Origin of the sequence: Microbacterium aurugineum (assembly GCF_023101205.1) — a bacterium.
GTDB lineage: Bacteria > Actinomycetota > Actinomycetes > Actinomycetales > Microbacteriaceae > Microbacterium > Microbacterium aurugineum.
The window spans coordinates 136,857-151,038 of sequence record NZ_CP078078.1; the positions used below are offsets into that span (position 1 = coordinate 136,857).

The 14,182-nt window shown below is 67.6% G+C and carries 15 protein-coding genes and 1 tRNA gene; 10 read left to right on the top strand and 6 right to left on the bottom strand.

Translation table 11 applies throughout. The annotated features are described in order from the left end of the window. The first annotated feature begins 14 nt into the window (after positions 1 to 14). From rhaS to KV397_RS00680, 5 genes are read left to right on the top strand one after another with little or no spacing between them, the layout of a single operon-like run. Positions 15 to 1,046 carry a rhamnose ABC transporter substrate-binding protein gene (rhaS, locus tag KV397_RS00660; RefSeq protein ID WP_153243124.1) on the top strand — a complete coding sequence of 344 codons (1,032 nt, stop codon included), beginning with the start codon at positions 15 to 17 and terminating at the stop codon, positions 1,044 to 1,046. A gap of 57 nt (positions 1,047 to 1,103) precedes the next feature. Continuing rightward, complete coding sequence (locus KV397_RS00665; RefSeq protein WP_256535295.1) at positions 1,104 to 1,466, top strand: L-rhamnose mutarotase; 363 nt, start codon at positions 1,104 to 1,106, stop codon at positions 1,464 to 1,466. Continuing rightward, entirely contained in the window at positions 1,463 to 2,629 is a 1,167-nt protein-coding gene (rhaI, locus tag KV397_RS00670; protein WP_153243123.1) for an L-rhamnose isomerase, read from the top strand. The genes KV397_RS00665 and rhaI overlap by 4 nt, the downstream gene beginning before the upstream one ends. A 53-nt stretch (positions 2,630 to 2,682) precedes the next feature. Further along, a complete protein-coding gene (locus KV397_RS00675) occupies positions 2,683 to 4,719 on the top strand; it encodes a bifunctional aldolase/short-chain dehydrogenase (RefSeq protein WP_261811914.1) in 2,037 nt (678 codons plus the stop codon). Beyond that, positions 4,716 to 6,152: a rhamnulokinase gene (locus KV397_RS00680; RefSeq protein WP_261811915.1), complete on the top strand. Its 1,437-nt coding sequence runs from the start codon at positions 4,716 to 4,718 to the stop codon at positions 6,150 to 6,152. Before KV397_RS00675 ends, KV397_RS00680 begins: the two co-directional genes overlap by 4 nt. Positions 6,153 to 6,186: 34 nt before the next feature. Here KV397_RS00680 and KV397_RS00685 read toward each other — a convergent pair whose 3' ends face one another. Then, positions 6,187 to 6,870 (bottom strand): type 1 glutamine amidotransferase domain-containing protein, encoded by a 684-nt coding sequence (locus KV397_RS00685; RefSeq protein ID WP_261811916.1) that lies wholly within the window; start codon positions 6,868 to 6,870, stop codon positions 6,187 to 6,189. Further along, positions 6,867 to 7,499 (bottom strand): TetR/AcrR family transcriptional regulator, encoded by a 633-nt coding sequence (locus tag KV397_RS00690; protein ID WP_261811917.1) that lies wholly within the window; start codon positions 7,497 to 7,499, stop codon positions 6,867 to 6,869. The genes KV397_RS00685 and KV397_RS00690 overlap by 4 nt, the downstream gene beginning before the upstream one ends. A gap of 81 nt (positions 7,500 to 7,580) precedes the next feature. On the opposite strand from KV397_RS00690, the gene KV397_RS00695 reads away from it, so the two are divergent. From KV397_RS00695 to KV397_RS00705, 3 genes are all read left to right on the top strand, one after another. Further along, positions 7,581 to 8,534: an NAD-dependent epimerase/dehydratase family protein gene (locus KV397_RS00695; RefSeq protein WP_261811918.1), complete on the top strand. Its 954-nt coding sequence runs from the start codon at positions 7,581 to 7,583 to the stop codon at positions 8,532 to 8,534. A gap of 135 nt (positions 8,535 to 8,669) precedes the next feature. Continuing rightward, entirely contained in the window at positions 8,670 to 8,945 is a 276-nt protein-coding gene (locus KV397_RS00700) for a hypothetical protein (RefSeq protein ID WP_227991843.1), read from the top strand. A 114-nt stretch (positions 8,946 to 9,059) separates the two neighbouring features. After that, positions 9,060 to 9,221 carry a hypothetical protein gene (locus KV397_RS00705; protein ID WP_153243117.1) on the top strand — a complete coding sequence of 54 codons (162 nt, stop codon included), beginning with the start codon at positions 9,060 to 9,062 and terminating at the stop codon, positions 9,219 to 9,221. Positions 9,222 to 9,264: 43 nt separating this feature from the next. Here KV397_RS00705 and KV397_RS00710 read toward each other — a convergent pair. After that, a tRNA-Gly gene (locus tag KV397_RS00710) sits at positions 9,265 to 9,338 on the bottom strand. A gap of 101 nt (positions 9,339 to 9,439) precedes the next feature. Here KV397_RS00710 and dcd point away from each other — a divergent pair. Both dcd and KV397_RS00720 read left to right on the top strand, forming a co-directional pair. After that, positions 9,440 to 10,045, top strand: a complete 606-nt coding sequence (dcd, locus tag KV397_RS00715; protein WP_047524231.1) for a dCTP deaminase — start codon at positions 9,440 to 9,442, stop codon at positions 10,043 to 10,045. A gap of 1 nt (position 10,046) precedes the next feature. Then, positions 10,047 to 10,523: a hypothetical protein gene (locus KV397_RS00720; protein WP_261811919.1), complete on the top strand. Its 477-nt coding sequence runs from the start codon at positions 10,047 to 10,049 to the stop codon at positions 10,521 to 10,523. A gap of 51 nt (positions 10,524 to 10,574) precedes the next feature. Here the strand turns inward: KV397_RS00720 and KV397_RS00725 are convergent, their stop codons facing one another. From KV397_RS00725 to KV397_RS00735, 3 genes are read right to left on the bottom strand one after another with little or no spacing between them, the layout of a single operon-like run. After that, positions 10,575 to 12,317: a glycoside hydrolase family 9 protein gene (locus tag KV397_RS00725; RefSeq protein WP_153243115.1), complete on the bottom strand. Its 1,743-nt coding sequence runs from the start codon at positions 12,315 to 12,317 to the stop codon at positions 10,575 to 10,577. 1 nt (position 12,318) lies between these two features. Further along, positions 12,319 to 13,266, bottom strand: a complete 948-nt coding sequence (locus tag KV397_RS00730) for a carbohydrate ABC transporter permease (protein ID WP_227991840.1) — start codon at positions 13,264 to 13,266, stop codon at positions 12,319 to 12,321. Continuing rightward, positions 13,266 to 14,180, bottom strand: a complete 915-nt coding sequence (locus KV397_RS00735; RefSeq protein ID WP_261811920.1) for a carbohydrate ABC transporter permease — start codon at positions 14,178 to 14,180, stop codon at positions 13,266 to 13,268. Before KV397_RS00735 ends, KV397_RS00730 begins: the two co-directional genes overlap by 1 nt. Between the last annotated feature and the right edge of the window lie 2 nt (positions 14,181 to 14,182).

A 14,182-nucleotide genomic window follows, 5' to 3' on the forward strand; every position in this document is an offset into this window, starting at 1 on the left:
AAAGGAACAGAACAATGATGTTTGCACGCAAGCGTGTGACCGCGGTCGCCGCCCTCGCGGTGGCCGCAGCGGTCGCCCTCTCCGGATGCGCGAGCACCGGCGGTGACGACGGCGGCGACAGCGGCGGCGACGGCAACCTCGCCATCACCTTCCTGCCCAAGAACCTCGGAAACCCCTACTTCGACACGTCGAGCAAGGGTGGCAAGGCGGCCGTCGAGGAGTTCGGCGGCACGTTCGCCGAGGTCGGACCGGCCGAGGCCACTCCCGACGCACAGGTCAGCTACATCAACACGGCCACCCAGCAGGGCGTCGGAGCGCTCGTCGTCTCGGCGAACGACCCGAAGGCGATCTGCGACGCGCTGAACGAGGCACGCGACGCCGGCGTGAAGGTCGTCACCTTCGACTCCGACACCAACCCGGAGTGCCGCGATGTCTTCATCAACCAGGCGGACTCCGAGGGCATCGCGAAGGTCCAGGTCGACCAGATCGCCGAGCAGATCGGCGGTGCCGGAGAGATCGCGATCCTCTCCGCCTCGGCGAACGCGACGAACCAGAACGCCTGGATCGACCTGATGGAGGACTACCTCGTCAGCGACTACCCGGACATCACCCTCGTCGAGACCGTCTATGGTGACGACGACGACCAGACGTCGTTCGACAAGACCGCGGCGCTGCTGCAGACGCACCCCGATTTGAAGGGGATCATCTCGCCCACGACGGTCGGCATCGCCGCGGCGGCCCGCTACCTGTCCACCTCGGACTACAAGGGCAAGGTCTCGCTGACCGGTCTCGGCACCCCGAACCAGATGCGCGAGTACGTCGAGGACGGCACTGTCACGTCGTTCGCGCTGTGGAACCCGGAAGACCTCGGCTATCTTGCGGCCTTCGCGGCCCAGGCGCTCATCGAGGGCGACATCACGGGTGAGAAGGGTGACACCTTCACCGCAGGCGACCTCGGCGAGTACACGGTCGGAGACGACGGCGTCGTGCTGCTCGGCGACCCGTTCGTGTTCGACGCCGACAACATCGGTGAGTTCGACTTCTGATGATCATCGAATGCCCGGTCGGCAGGGTGTCGACCGGGCGTTCACAGAAAGGCAGGGATGATGCGCGTGTGCGTGAAGCTCCAGGTGCGACCCGAGCTTCTGGAGGAGTATCGCGAGCGTCATGCGCCCGTGTGGCCGGAGATGCTCGCCGAGATCGCGGCGGCCGGACGCCGCAACTACTCGCTCTTCCTCGCGCCCGACGGTGAACTCATCGGGTACTACGAGACCGACGACGACGACGCGGCTCAGGCGTATCTCGCCGCGTCGCCCATCGCCGCCCGGTGGGAGGCCGAGATGGCCCGCTTCTTCGTCGGTCTCGACGGCAGGCCGGACCAGGCCGCTCCCACACTTCCCGAGGTGTTCCACCTCGAGGACCAGCTCCCCACCTCCGGTCTCCAGAACGAAAGCAGTGCATCGTGAGCATCCTCTCCCCTGAAAACCTCGCCGTCCTCGAGAAGCAGGGCATCGAGCTCCCCAGCTGGGCGTTCGGCAACTCCGGTACCCGGTTCAAGGTCTTCGGCACCCCCGGCACCCCGCGTGACCCCTGGGAGAAGATCGCCGATGCCGCGCAGGTCAACCAATACACGGCACTCGCCCCCGCCGTCGCGCTGCACATCCCGTGGGATGTGGTCGACTCGTACTCCGACCTGCGGACGTATGCCGAGGACCTGGGCGTGGCGCTCGGCACCGTCAACTCGAACACCTTCCAGGACGACGACTACAAGTTCGGTGCCCTCACGCACGAGGACGCCGCGATCCGTCGGAAGGCGATCGACCACCACCTGGCCTGCATCGACGTGATGGACGCGACCGGGAGCCGCGACCTCAAGATCTGGCTCGCCGAGGGGTCGAACTACCCCGGCCAGGCCGACCTGCGCGGGCGCCAGGACCGACTGCAGGATTCGCTGCAGAAGATCTACGACCGTCTCGGAGACGACCAGCGGCTCGTGCTGGAGTACAAGTTCTTCGAGCCCGCGTTCTACCACACCGATGTTCCGGACTGGGGCACGTCGTACGCCCAGGTGAGCGCCCTCGGCGACAAGGCGATGGTGTGCCTCGACACCGGGCATCACGCTCCCGGCACGAACATCGAGTTCATCGTGATGCAGCTGCTGCGTCTCGGCAAGCTCGGGTCGTTCGACTTCAACTCGCGCTTCTACGCCGACGACGACCTGATCGTGGGCGCGGCCGACCCGTTCCAGCTCTTCCGCATCCTCTTCGAGGTCGTGCGCGGCGGCGGTCTGAACAACCCGGACGTGGCGTTCATGCTCGACCAGTGCCACAACGTCGAGGACAAGATCCCCGGTCAGATCCGCTCGGTGCTCAATGTGCAGGAGATGACCGCACGCGCGCTGCTCGTCGACCGGGAGGCGTTGACCGCCGCGCAGAAGTCGGGCGACGTGCTGGCCGCGAACGCCGTGTTCATGGATGCGTTCTACACCGACGTGCGCCCTGCCCTGGCCGAGTGGCGGGAGTCCCGCGGGCTCGCCGCCGACCCGATGGCCGCCTACCTCGCCTCGGGATACCCGCAGAAGATCGCGGCCGACCGTGTGGGCGGCGTCCAGGCGGGCTGGGGCGCCTGAGCTCCGGCCTTCGACCCTTCGATCTTCGACCCTTCTCCCAAGGAACGACTCACATGACGAATCCGACCGCCTCCGACCTCCTCGCGCGGAGCAACCGCCTCGGCGCCGATCCGAAGAACACGAACTATGCCGGCGGCAATACGTCCGCGAAGGGCAACGGGATCGATCCCGTGACCGGGCAGCCCATCGAACTGCTGTGGGTGAAGGGCTCGGGCGGTGACCTGGGCACGCTCACCGAGAACGGCCTCGCGGTGCTGCGCCTGGACCGGATGCGTGCGCTCGTCGGCGTGTACCCGGGCATCGAGCGTGAAGACGAGATGGTGGCCGCATTCGACTACTGCCTGCACGGCAAGGGCGGAGCTGCGCCCTCGATCGACACCGCCATGCACGGCCTCGTCGACGCCGCGCACGTGGACCATCTGCACCCCGACTCCGGCATCGCGATCGCGACGGCGGCGGACGGCGAAGCGCTGACCCGGACGATCTTCGGGGAGAAGGTCGTCTGGGTGCCCTGGCGTCGCCCCGGCTTCCAGCTCGGCCTCGACATCGCCGAGATCAAGGCGGCGAACCCGCAGGCGATCGGATGCATCCTCGGCGGGCACGGCATCACGGCCTGGGGCGACACCTCCGACGAGGCCGAGGCGAACTCGCTGTGGATCATCGACACCGCCGCCTCGTACATCGCGGAGAACGGCGAGGCCGATCCGTTCGGCGGTGTCCGCTCCGGTTTCGAGCCTCTGCCCGAGGGAGAGCGTCGTGAACGCGCCGCCGCGCTCGCTGGGACGATCCGTGGGATCGCCTCGACGGACCGTCCGATGGTGGGCCACTTCACCGATGCCCCGGAGGTGCTCGAGTTCCTCGCCTCCGAGAAGGCGCCGTCCCTCGCCGCGCTGGGCACGAGCTGCCCCGATCACTTCCTGCGCACCAAGGTCAAGCCGCTCCTCCTCGACCTGCCGATCACGGCGTCCGTCGAGGAGCAGATCGCCCGTCTGCACGAGCTTCACGCGGAGTACCGCGCCGACTACCAGGCGTATTACGACGCGCACGCGACGGCGGATTCTCCGGCGATCCGCGGTGCCGATCCGCTCATCGTGCTCGTCCCCGGTGTGGGCATGTTCTCGTACGGCGCGAACAAGCAGACCGCTCGTGTCGCCGGCGAGTTCTACGTGAACGCGATCAACGTGATGCGCGGTGCCGAGGCGCTGTCGACCTACTCTCCGATCTCGGATGCCGAGAAGTTCCGTATCGAGTACTGGGCGCTGGAAGAGGCCAAGCTGCAGCGGATGCCGAAGCCGAAGTCACATCAGGGCCGCATCGCCTTCGTCACCGGCGCCGCCTCCGGGATCGGCAAGGCCATCGCCACCCGCCTCGCGGCTGAAGGTGCGTGTGTCGTCATCGCCGACCTCGACCTCGCCAAGGCCCAGGCCGCGGCGGCCGAGCTCGGGAGCACCGATGTCGCGATCGGTGTCGCCGCGAACGTCGCCGACGCCGACGCGATCCAGGCTGCGCTGACCGATGCGGTGCTCGCGTTCGGCGGCGTCGACCTCATCGTCAACAACGCTGGACTGTCGCTCTCGAAACCTCTGCTGGAGACGACCGAGAAGGACTGGGATCTGCAGCACGATGTCATGGCGAAGGGGTCTTTCCTCGTGTCGAAGGCCGCCGCGCGCGTGCTCATCGATCAGAAGCTCGGTGGCGACATCGTCTACATCTCGTCGAAGAACTCGGTCTTCGCCGGCCCGAACAACATCGCCTACTCCGCCACGAAGGCCGACCAGGCCCATCAGGTCCGCCTGCTCGCGGTCGAGCTCGGCGAGTACGGGATCCGTGTGAACGGGATCAATCCCGACGGCGTCGTGCGTGGCTCGGGCATCTTCGCCTCCGGGTGGGGCGCGAATCGCGCCGCGACCTACGGCGTCGCCGAAGAGGACCTCGGGCAGTTCTACGCGAACCGCACGATCCTCAAGCGCGAGGTCGTCCCCGAGAACGTCGCGGACGCGGTCTACGTGCTCACCGGCCCGGAGCTCAGTCGCACCACGGGTCTGCACATCCCCGTCGACTCCGGCGTCGCCGCGGCGTTCCTGCGATGAGCGTGCGCGCCGTCGCGGCCGTCGATCTCGGTGCGACCAGCGGCCGGGTCATGATCGGGCGCGTCGGCGACGGCAGGCTCGACCTCGAGCTCGTCTCGCGGTTCCCCCACGGGTCCGTGGAGCGTGCCGACGGGCTGCACTGGGATTTCGGCGCCCTTTACGAGAACGTGCTCGAGGGGTTGGCGGAGGCCGTGCGACGCGAGCCGGCGATCGAGAGCATCGGCATCGACTCGTGGGCCGTGGACTACGGTCTGATCGCGGGCGGGGAGCTTCTCGCTGAGCCCTTCCACTACCGCGATGAGCGCACCGCGCGCGGCGTCGGCGAGGTGCACGGGAGCATCCCGTTCCCCGAGCTCTACACACGCAACGGACTGCAGTTCCTGCCCTTCAACACGCTCTACCAGTACCGGATCGACGAGAGGGTCGCGGATGCCGACACCGCGCTCCTCATCCCCGATCTGATCGCGTTCCTGCTCACAGGTGTTCGTGCCGCCGAGCGTACGAACGCCTCGACGACCGGGCTGCTCGGAGTGGGTGACGGCGAGTGGGACGTCGACCTCGCAACGCGCATCGGCATCCCGACCCGCGTCCTGCCTCCGCTTCTCGACCCCGGCGCGCTGATCGGATCGCTCCGCCCCGAACTCGCCGAGCGGATCGGCAGGACCCTCCCCGTGGTCGCGGTCGGCTCACACGACACCGCCTCTGCCGTGGTAGCGGTCCCGCTGAGCTCGCCGTCCGCCGCTTACATCTCGTGCGGCACGTGGGGCCTCGTCGGTCTGGAGCTGACCGAGCCCGTGCTGACGGAGGCCGCGCGCGAGGCGAACTTCACTCACGAGCGCGGCGTCGACGGGCGATACCGCTTCCTGCACAACGTCACCGGCCTGTGGCTGCTGAGTGAGAGCGTGCGCGCCTGGGAGGCGGAGGACGGTGCCTCGGTAGACCTGTCAGAGCTGCTCGTGGGGGCGTCCGCGGTCTCGCACCAGGTGCCGCTCTTCGATGCGAACGACCCGTCCCTCAGCGCGCCCGGTGACATGCCGTCTCGCATCGCCGCGCTGATCCGAGAGGCAGGGGCGGCTGTCCCCGCGAGTCGTGCAGCGTTCGCGCGCAGCATCGTGGAGAGCATCGCCGCGGCGTTCGCCGAGACGGTTCGGACGGCGTCCACGCTGTCGGGGCGAGAGGTCGACGTGATCCATCTCGTGGGGGGCGGATCACTCAACGCGCTCCTGTGCCAGGCGACGGCCGACCGCGCCGGCCTTCCCGTGCTGGCCGGCCCCGTCGAGGCGACCGCCCTCGGGAACGTGCTCGTGCAGTGGCGGGCTCTGGAGGGCGTGGACATCGAGCTGGAAGAGCTGCGCGCGCTGGTCGCCGCGACCCATCCGGTCCGCCGGTTCGACCCGGTCACGCCAGATCCGGGCCGGATGCACATTCGTTAGACGCGGGGCCCGGCTGGTCGGTCGTCGGTTCGTCTCAGAGCAGGGCGGCGACCTTCGCGGCGGTCTCCTTCGCCGATCCGGGGTTCTGTCCCGTGACGAGGTGGCCGTCGACGACGGCATGGGAGACGAACGGCAGGAGAGCCTTCTCGTAGTGGGCGCCGCGCTTCTTCATCTCTTCCTCCGCGTTGTACGGGACAAGTTTGTCCACGCGGGCGAGAACCTCCTCCTGCCAGGCGAAGCCGGTGACCTTCCGGTCAGCGACGAGGAGAGAGCCGTCGGAGAGTCGCGTGTTGAGCAGCCCGCAATAGCCGTGGCAGACCGAGGACACGACTCCTCCGCGTTCCCAGATCTCTCGGGTGATCCGCTGCAGTCCTTCACTCTCGGGGAAGTCGTACATCACGGCATGACCGCCGGTGAAGTAGATCGCGTCGTGGTCCGCGGCGTCGATCTGGTCCGGGCGCAGGGTGTTCTCCAAGAGCGCCATGCGTGCGGGGTCGTCGCGCCAGGCTCTGGCGGTCTTGTCGTAGCTGGGGAACCTCAGCGAACGAGGTTCCAGCGGTGAGGCACCGCCCTGCGGACTGACGATCCGTTGCTCGAAGCCACGCTTCTCGAACACCTCCCACGCATGGGTGAGTTCCGACAGCCACAGGCCGGTCGCGTGCGAGGGGGCGTCGTAGTGGCCGACGTTGGTGACGACGTGAAGAATGCGTCTGGTCATGAGATCTCTCCCGGGGTGGTGTCGACCAACTGCAGAGATGCGGGTCGGAGGGGGACAGCGAGGATCGCGCCGACGACGGTGTGTACGCGTGCGGACACCGCGTCGGCGGGTTCCGGGCGGAGCTTTCCGTCGAGGTGCAGGAACGCCAACCCGTGAGCCAGGCTCCACAGGGCAGTCGACAGATTCGGGACGTCCGCCCCGGGGAGCAACCGCTCGACAGCCTCGTTCAGGACGGTGTGCAGTTCCGCGGACGCCGTCACCCGCTCGGCGTTCGCGTCGTCGCACTCGTTCCCGAACATCAGTCGGAAGACCGCGGGACGACGCATCGCGAAGGCCACGTAGGCGATGCCGAGCTCTGCGATGACATCGGCCGCGGACGACGACGCCGGGGCGCTGTCGAGTGCGGCGGCGAGGTCTGCCCGCAAGTCATGGAACCCTTCGACGGCGACGGCGGAGTCCAGCGCCTCGCGATCGGCGAAGTGCCGATACGGGGCGGCCGGCGACACCCCTGCTCGACGCGCGACGGCGCGCAGAGAGAACGGCTCGCCTGATTCGAGCACCTGGATCGCCGCGTCGATGAGAGCAGCGCGAAGATCACCGTGGTGGTAGGTCTTCTCCGATGTTGACACTGTTCACCATCCTTCCGTACGATGATGTAAACAGTGTAAACATACCGCACGGATCCAGCGATCGGAAGTCGAGAAGAAAGAATGCAGACCATACTGGGCGCGAACGGCCAGATCGCCGTCGAGCTCGCGCGAGAGCTGAGCCGAAACCACGCATCCCCGCTCAGGCTCGTCAGCCGCAACCCCCGAAGAGTCAACGACACCGACGACCTCAAGAGCGCCGACCTGCTCGATGCGGCTCAGACGCGGGCCGCGGTTCAGGGGAGCGACGTGGTGTACTTCGCGGCCGGGTTGCCCGCGGACACAGCGCTGTGGGAGCGGCAGTTCCCGAGGATGCTCAAGAACGCCCTCGACGCGACCCGTGCGGCCGGCGCCAGGTTCGCGTACTTCGACAACACCTACATGTATCCGCAGGATGACCGGGTGCAGACCGAGAGCACGCCCTTCGAGCCCGTCGGACCGAAGGGTCGGGTCCGGGCGGCGATGGCGTCGATGGTGCTCGACGAGATGGCGCGTGGTGACATCCCCGTCCTGATCGCCCGTGCCCCGGAGTTCTACGGGCCGGGGAGAACACAGAGCTTCACGAACGCTCTCATCGTCGACCGGATCAGGAACGGCAAGCGCCCGTTCGTCCCTGTGCGAGATGACGTCCAGCGCACCCTGATCTGGACGCCCGACGCGAGCCGTGCTCTCGCGGCACTCGGCACCACCGAGGATGCCTTCCAGCAGACGTGGCATCTGCCCACCGATCCCGACCGTCCCACCTACCGACAGTTCGTCTCCCTGGTGAGCGACGCGTTCGACCGGCCGCGCCCACCCGCCTACACCGTTCTTCCGACGTGGATGCTGGGGGCGGCCGGGCTCGTGTCCCCGCAGGCGCGGGAGATCAGAGAACTGCTCCCGCGGTACGAGCACGACAACAGATTCGACTCCACGAAGTTCGCTCGGCGGTTCCCCGAATTCGAGGTCACCAGCTACCGTCGCGGCGTGGATCTTCTCCGCGGCGCATCGCTTGAGGAGCAGCCCGGCGGATCCTAAAATAAGGGTGAATTCCGGCGGGCTGAAGGGCGCCCGTCGACCCATCGGGCAGGGTTCCGATCTCTGGTCGCAGGGTCGTGCGTTCCTCTCGGTCACCGCCTTTGGCTGATTGATTGGAGTGTTGCGATGTTTACGATGCCCGATCCCCGATTCGAGCTCCGCAAGATCACCGAGACCGAGTGGTTGATCCTCGACCATCGCTACGAGTCGAATGATTCCCGGCGCACCGTCGCGTGCGTGTACCAGTTGGATGCGGTCGAGGTGGACGTGCTGTGGCTGCGAGACCTTCCGCTCGCCACCTCGTACATGTCGGCGGCCGACGTGCTGGAAGACGTCCAGCGCTTCCACGCCCCTGCGCGCGACCGCAGGCCGGTGGCGATCCCGCACCGGCCGCCGCTCGCCACCGCCTGAGCACGGCCTGGCGAGGCGGATTGTCGCGCCTCGCCAGGTCGCGTGTCAACGGGGAGTCGGCGACGGGGTTCGAGAGCAAGACTGGCGTCACCGCTGATGCGATTGGAGACTGCGATGTCAGACCCGCAGATGTACCCGGACGAGGAGCGCGAAGTCGAGGCCGAAGGCATCGACCCGGACATCCCCTCGACCGACGACGATCGAGTCGTTCCCGAGGATGAGGAAGATCAGGAGCGCGACGAGGACGACGACATCGATCTCGCTGACCTGCCGTAGCGGTCGACGGTTCGACGTCCGGAGTCGCTCTGGAACCCACAAGTGGAGGGGCTGACGGGAATCGAACCCGCGCTGTCTGCTTGGGAAGCAGAAGTTCTACCATTGAACTACAGCCCCGCACCCGCATCCGAGGAGCAGGTGAAGGCCAGCCTACCTGCACGCCGCCCGATGGCCAAAGCAACGCGGCACGGTCGCGGCCTGGCAACTAGGCTGGTGCCGTGCTTCTCAGCGATCGCGACATCAGAGCAGAACTCGCATCCGGCCGCGTCGGCCTCGAGCCGCGCGAAGAGGGGATGATCCAGCCGTCGAGCATCGACGTGCGCCTGGACCGCTACTTCCGGCTGTTCGACAACCACAAGTACCCTTTCATCGACCCGTCGGTCGATCAGCCGGAGCTCACGCGTCTGATCGAGGTCGATCCCGAGGAGCCGTTCATCCTGCACCCCGGCGAGTTCGCACTCGGCGCGACGTTCGAGCAGGTCACCCTCCCGGATGACATCGCCGCCCGTCTCGAGGGCAAGTCTTCGCTCGGGCGCCTCGGGCTCATCACGCACTCGACGGCCGGGTTCATCGACCCGGGGTTCACCGGTCACGTGACGCTGGAGCTCGCGAACGTCGCGACCCTGCCGATCAAGCTGTGGCCGGGGATGAAGATCGGGCAGCTCTGCTTCTTCCGGCTGACCTCACCGGCCGAAAGCCCCTACGGGTCCGGCCCCTACGGCAATCGTTACCAGGGGCAGCGCGGACCGACGGCCTCGCGGTCGTTCCAGAACTTCCATCGAACGGACGTCGGCGTGACCGACGTCGGAGCAGTCGGAGGCTGAGATGAGCGACATCAGCGGCACCACCCCGGAAGAACCGATCGAGCCTGAGGAGGGCGGGGTTCCCGAGGAGCCGCTGATTCCGCCCGCGGATGCGGTGATCCCGCCGCCCCCGCCCGACATCCCGATCCCGGACGGTCTGCTGGCCCCGCCCTCATCCGCAGCGATCCCGCCGGCGGACGCGGTGATCCCGCCGCCTCCGCCCGAGACGCGCCGTCGCTCCGACCGCCCGCGCCCGACTCCCGCGATCCTCGATGGTGAGCCTCCCGCCGCCGTCGCCGACGACTGGGCACAGCCGTCGGTCGCGCCGGAGGTTCCGACCTCCGGCGGCTACGGCGGCCTCACGGTGGCGATCTTCGTCTTCCTCTTCGTGCTCCTGATCGCCGCGATCGGCCTCGTGGTGTTCCTGCTCAACACCGTGAGCTTCCCCTGGGCGAGTAGCGACAGTGCGGTGTCGCTCGCCGTCGCCCTGCGGCTCTGAGGAGCCGGCGTTCGGCGCCGACCATCGGACGCCGGACAGCGAAGATCGCGCTCAACTCGCGCTGACCGCGAGCAGGAACCACGCCGAGTGCGGGATCCACTGCTCCGCCCAGCGCCACGAGTCCGGGCCCTCGGTGGTCTCGGGGGTCAGAAAGGCGATGCCGTTCTCGTCGTCGGGGTGACTCGTGATGCCGTTCACGATGCCGCCGGGCAGGTTCGGGAAGTCGGGAGTGTACTCGACGTTGTTGCGCCCCCTACCCTGCAGCATGCACACGTCGAAGGGGTTGCGTCCGAGCACCCAGTGCACCTGGTCGGCCGCGAAGCGCCGCAGTTGCGTCGCTTGCACAGAATCGCACGCTGGAAGGTCGGCGACTCCAAGGGCCGAGAACGCGAGAGAACCCAGGTTCGCGTTCTCGCCTTGCCACCAGTAGCCGGTGTCGTTCTCGTGGGGGAAGAAGAATGCGTCGCGCACGCTGCCGCCTCGCGGCTGCACTCGCTGGCGCGGATACCCGAACGGATTGTCGACGGCCTGCGTGCGTCGCAACACATCTTGCATGACCGCCAGCGCCAGCTCGCGCGCCGTGTCGCCGAAGCGCGCATCGGGCACGAGCTCGGCGTAGCGGAGCAGGGCGATCACCGGCAGGCCCGCTTCGACGGCAGAGAAGAATGGCCGTCCGTCCTCCCAGGCCTCGAACCAACCCGGCTCGTCGGGCGAGGTGCGGTAGCGGTCGATCAGGGCCGCGGCGCGACGATCCGCCGCCGCGACGAATCGCTCGGCGTCCACGCCATCCGCGCCATCCGTCGCCGCGACGAGCTCGGCCGCTGCGAGCAGGGCGCAGTATTCGTCGACGACCGACTCGGAACTGTTCGTCAGGGCTCCGGTCTTGAGGTCGAGCCCGAACAGATACTCCGTGTTATGCGCCTCGAGGTCGTCGAAGGCACCGACGGCGGCCGCGAGATACTCGGCGCTCGAGAAGGCGCCGTGTTCTTGCTCCCTCGACGCCCGGGCGAGCGCGGCGATCGCCAGCCCGCCGCCGCCACGATACGAGGCGCGATAGCGGTCGGTGCGTACGCATTCCGGTAGCGGCGCATTGATCACGCGCTCCTCGAGCTGCTTGGTGAGCGCATCGAAGATTCCGCTGTAGAACGCACCGTCCGGCGTGCGGAAGCGCACCAGGAAGTCGGCGCCGAACAGGGCCTCGTCACGCAGTCGCGCACCGAGCGCCTTGTGGAAGCGCGGATGTCGCTCAGCCAGCCGGTCCCGAGCCTCCAGGAACGCCCACGCACACAGCGGGATCTGCTGCGGGCTCATGGTCGGGGAATAGGTCAGATGGCTGAGGAATTTGCTGGTGTCGCCCGAGGCGTCGAGCCAGCCCCCGCGAGCATCCACCGTGAATCCGGAATCGTCTGCATAACGCAGCGCTGCGGCATCCTTGCGCTCGATCTCACCGCTGGAGCGAGCCGCCTTGAAGGCGAACAAGATGTCGGAGAGCGTGCCTGCCGCCAGGCGCTCGACGCCGATCATGAACGGCGGAGACGAGACGACTTCGTCGCCGACCGAGGCCAGGAGCGCGTATCGGCCCGGAGCGTTGACCTCGTCGAAGTCGACGCGCGCGTATGCACCGGTCTGCCAGGCGTCGACTGTCGCGGTGGGGCGGGTGGAGAGACGCACACGGGAGTCATCGTCGAGCGACAGCAGCTCGACGTGCGGCATCTCCCCGGGATGCGGCACCTCGACGAGCGCCGACTTCGGGGCCGCGGAGTCGTAGCCGAGGTGGTTGGTGAGAATGCGCATGTCAGCCCTTGAGTGCTCCGGCGAGGACCGCGTTCTCCATCTTCTCCGCGAACACGGCGTAGACGAGATACGCGGGGATCAAGGTGATGAGGATGCCGGCGGCAAGAACACCGTACTGCGCGGCGTTCGCGATCGAGAGCGTCGGGAGTGCGACCTGGGCCGTACGCAGCGATGCTTCGGGGCCGATGATCACGAGGGAGAAGAAGTACTCGTTCCAGAACGATAGGAAGTTGAGGATCGCGACCACCGTGAGCGTCGGGATCGCGAGCGGCACATAGACCGACCACAGCACGCGCAGGGGACCGGCACCGTCGAGCAGCGCTGACTCCTCGAGCTCCGCTGGCACGGCGCGCATCGCCTGGGTCAGCAGGATCACCGTGAGCGGCATGGCCGACGCCGGGAGGAACAGGATCAGGAACTCCCGCGTGTGGAACAGTCCCATCATGATCGACAGGAGCACGGTGGGTACCAGCGCGGCGAAACCGGGGATGAGGAACCCGAGCGCGAACACGCGCTCCACCATCTGGCCGACCGCGCCCTTCGCACGGGCCAGGGCGAATGCTGCCGGCACCGCGAGCGCGAGGGTGAGGATCTCGGCACCGATCGTGATGTATGCCGAGTTCAGCAGGGCCGTGCCGAGCGAGGCCTGTGAGAACGCCAGGCCGAAGTTGTCGAAGGTGAGCGGTGTGAAGGGGGAGAACGGCTGGTTGAAGATGTCGGTGTTGTGCTTGAACGCCGAGATCACCAGGTAGTAGAGCGGCGCGGCGAGCAGCACCACGTACAGCCAGACGCCCGCGTGTGCGAGGTACTTCATCGGGCCGGTGCGGGCGAGGGCCCCGCCGCGGCCGCGTCGACGACGCGCGGTCGGGCGCGAGGGGGGAGCAGGATGCTGCGCGGAGGAGGTCTGCGGGGCCGGAGCGGAGACGACGGTCATGAGGGCGGGTCCCATCAGTACTTCTGCCGGAACGCCCGGCGGATCACGAGGATGCCGGCCACGCCGACGATGAACAGCACGACCGCGACGGCCTGGCTGTAGCCGACCTTCGACTGGTTGAAGGCGAAGTCGTACACGAGGAACGACAGCGTGGCGGTGGCGTTGCCTGGCCCGCCCTTCGTCAGCAGCAGCACGACGGCTGCAGAGGAGAACAGGGTCCACAGGAACTGCAGCATCGTGACGACGCCGACGAACTCGCGGCACATCGGCCAGGCGATGCTCCATATGCGGCGGAAGTGCCCGCATCCGTCGATCTCGGCGGCTTCGAACACCGAGGCGTCGATCGAGTTGAGACGGGCGGCGAGCATGATTGCCGAAACTGACATGCTGCACCAGATCGTGACGATGATGATCGCCCACATGGCGCTGTCGCCGTTGGCGAGCCACGGGCGCGCGAGCTGGTCGAGACCAAGCGCGTCGAGGAACCCATTGATCATGCCCTGCGGGGCGAAAACGCCCACGAAGACCATCGCCAGGGCGGATGCAGAGAGCAGCACGGGCGTGAACATGAGCGCACGCACGAAGCGATGTCCGCGGGGCTTGAGGTTCAGGTAGTAGGCGATCATGAACGCGCCGATGACGACGATCGGCAGCGTGACCACGAGCTGGAGGATCGTGTTGCCCGTCGCCAGCCACACCACGGGGTCGTTCACCAGGCGTACGAAGTTGTCGAGCCCGGCCGGTGTGCGCGGGGCGATCAGACCGCGCCAGTTCACGGTCGAGAAGTAGAAGAGGCTGACCAGGGGTCCGGTCGTGAAGACCAGGAACCACAGCAGTGCCGGAAGCGTGGCCGACAGCTGCACGAGCTCGCCACGTCGTCGGGCCTTCGCGCGTCGGAGGGCGACGACGTCGGGGGAGTAAGCGGTCATGG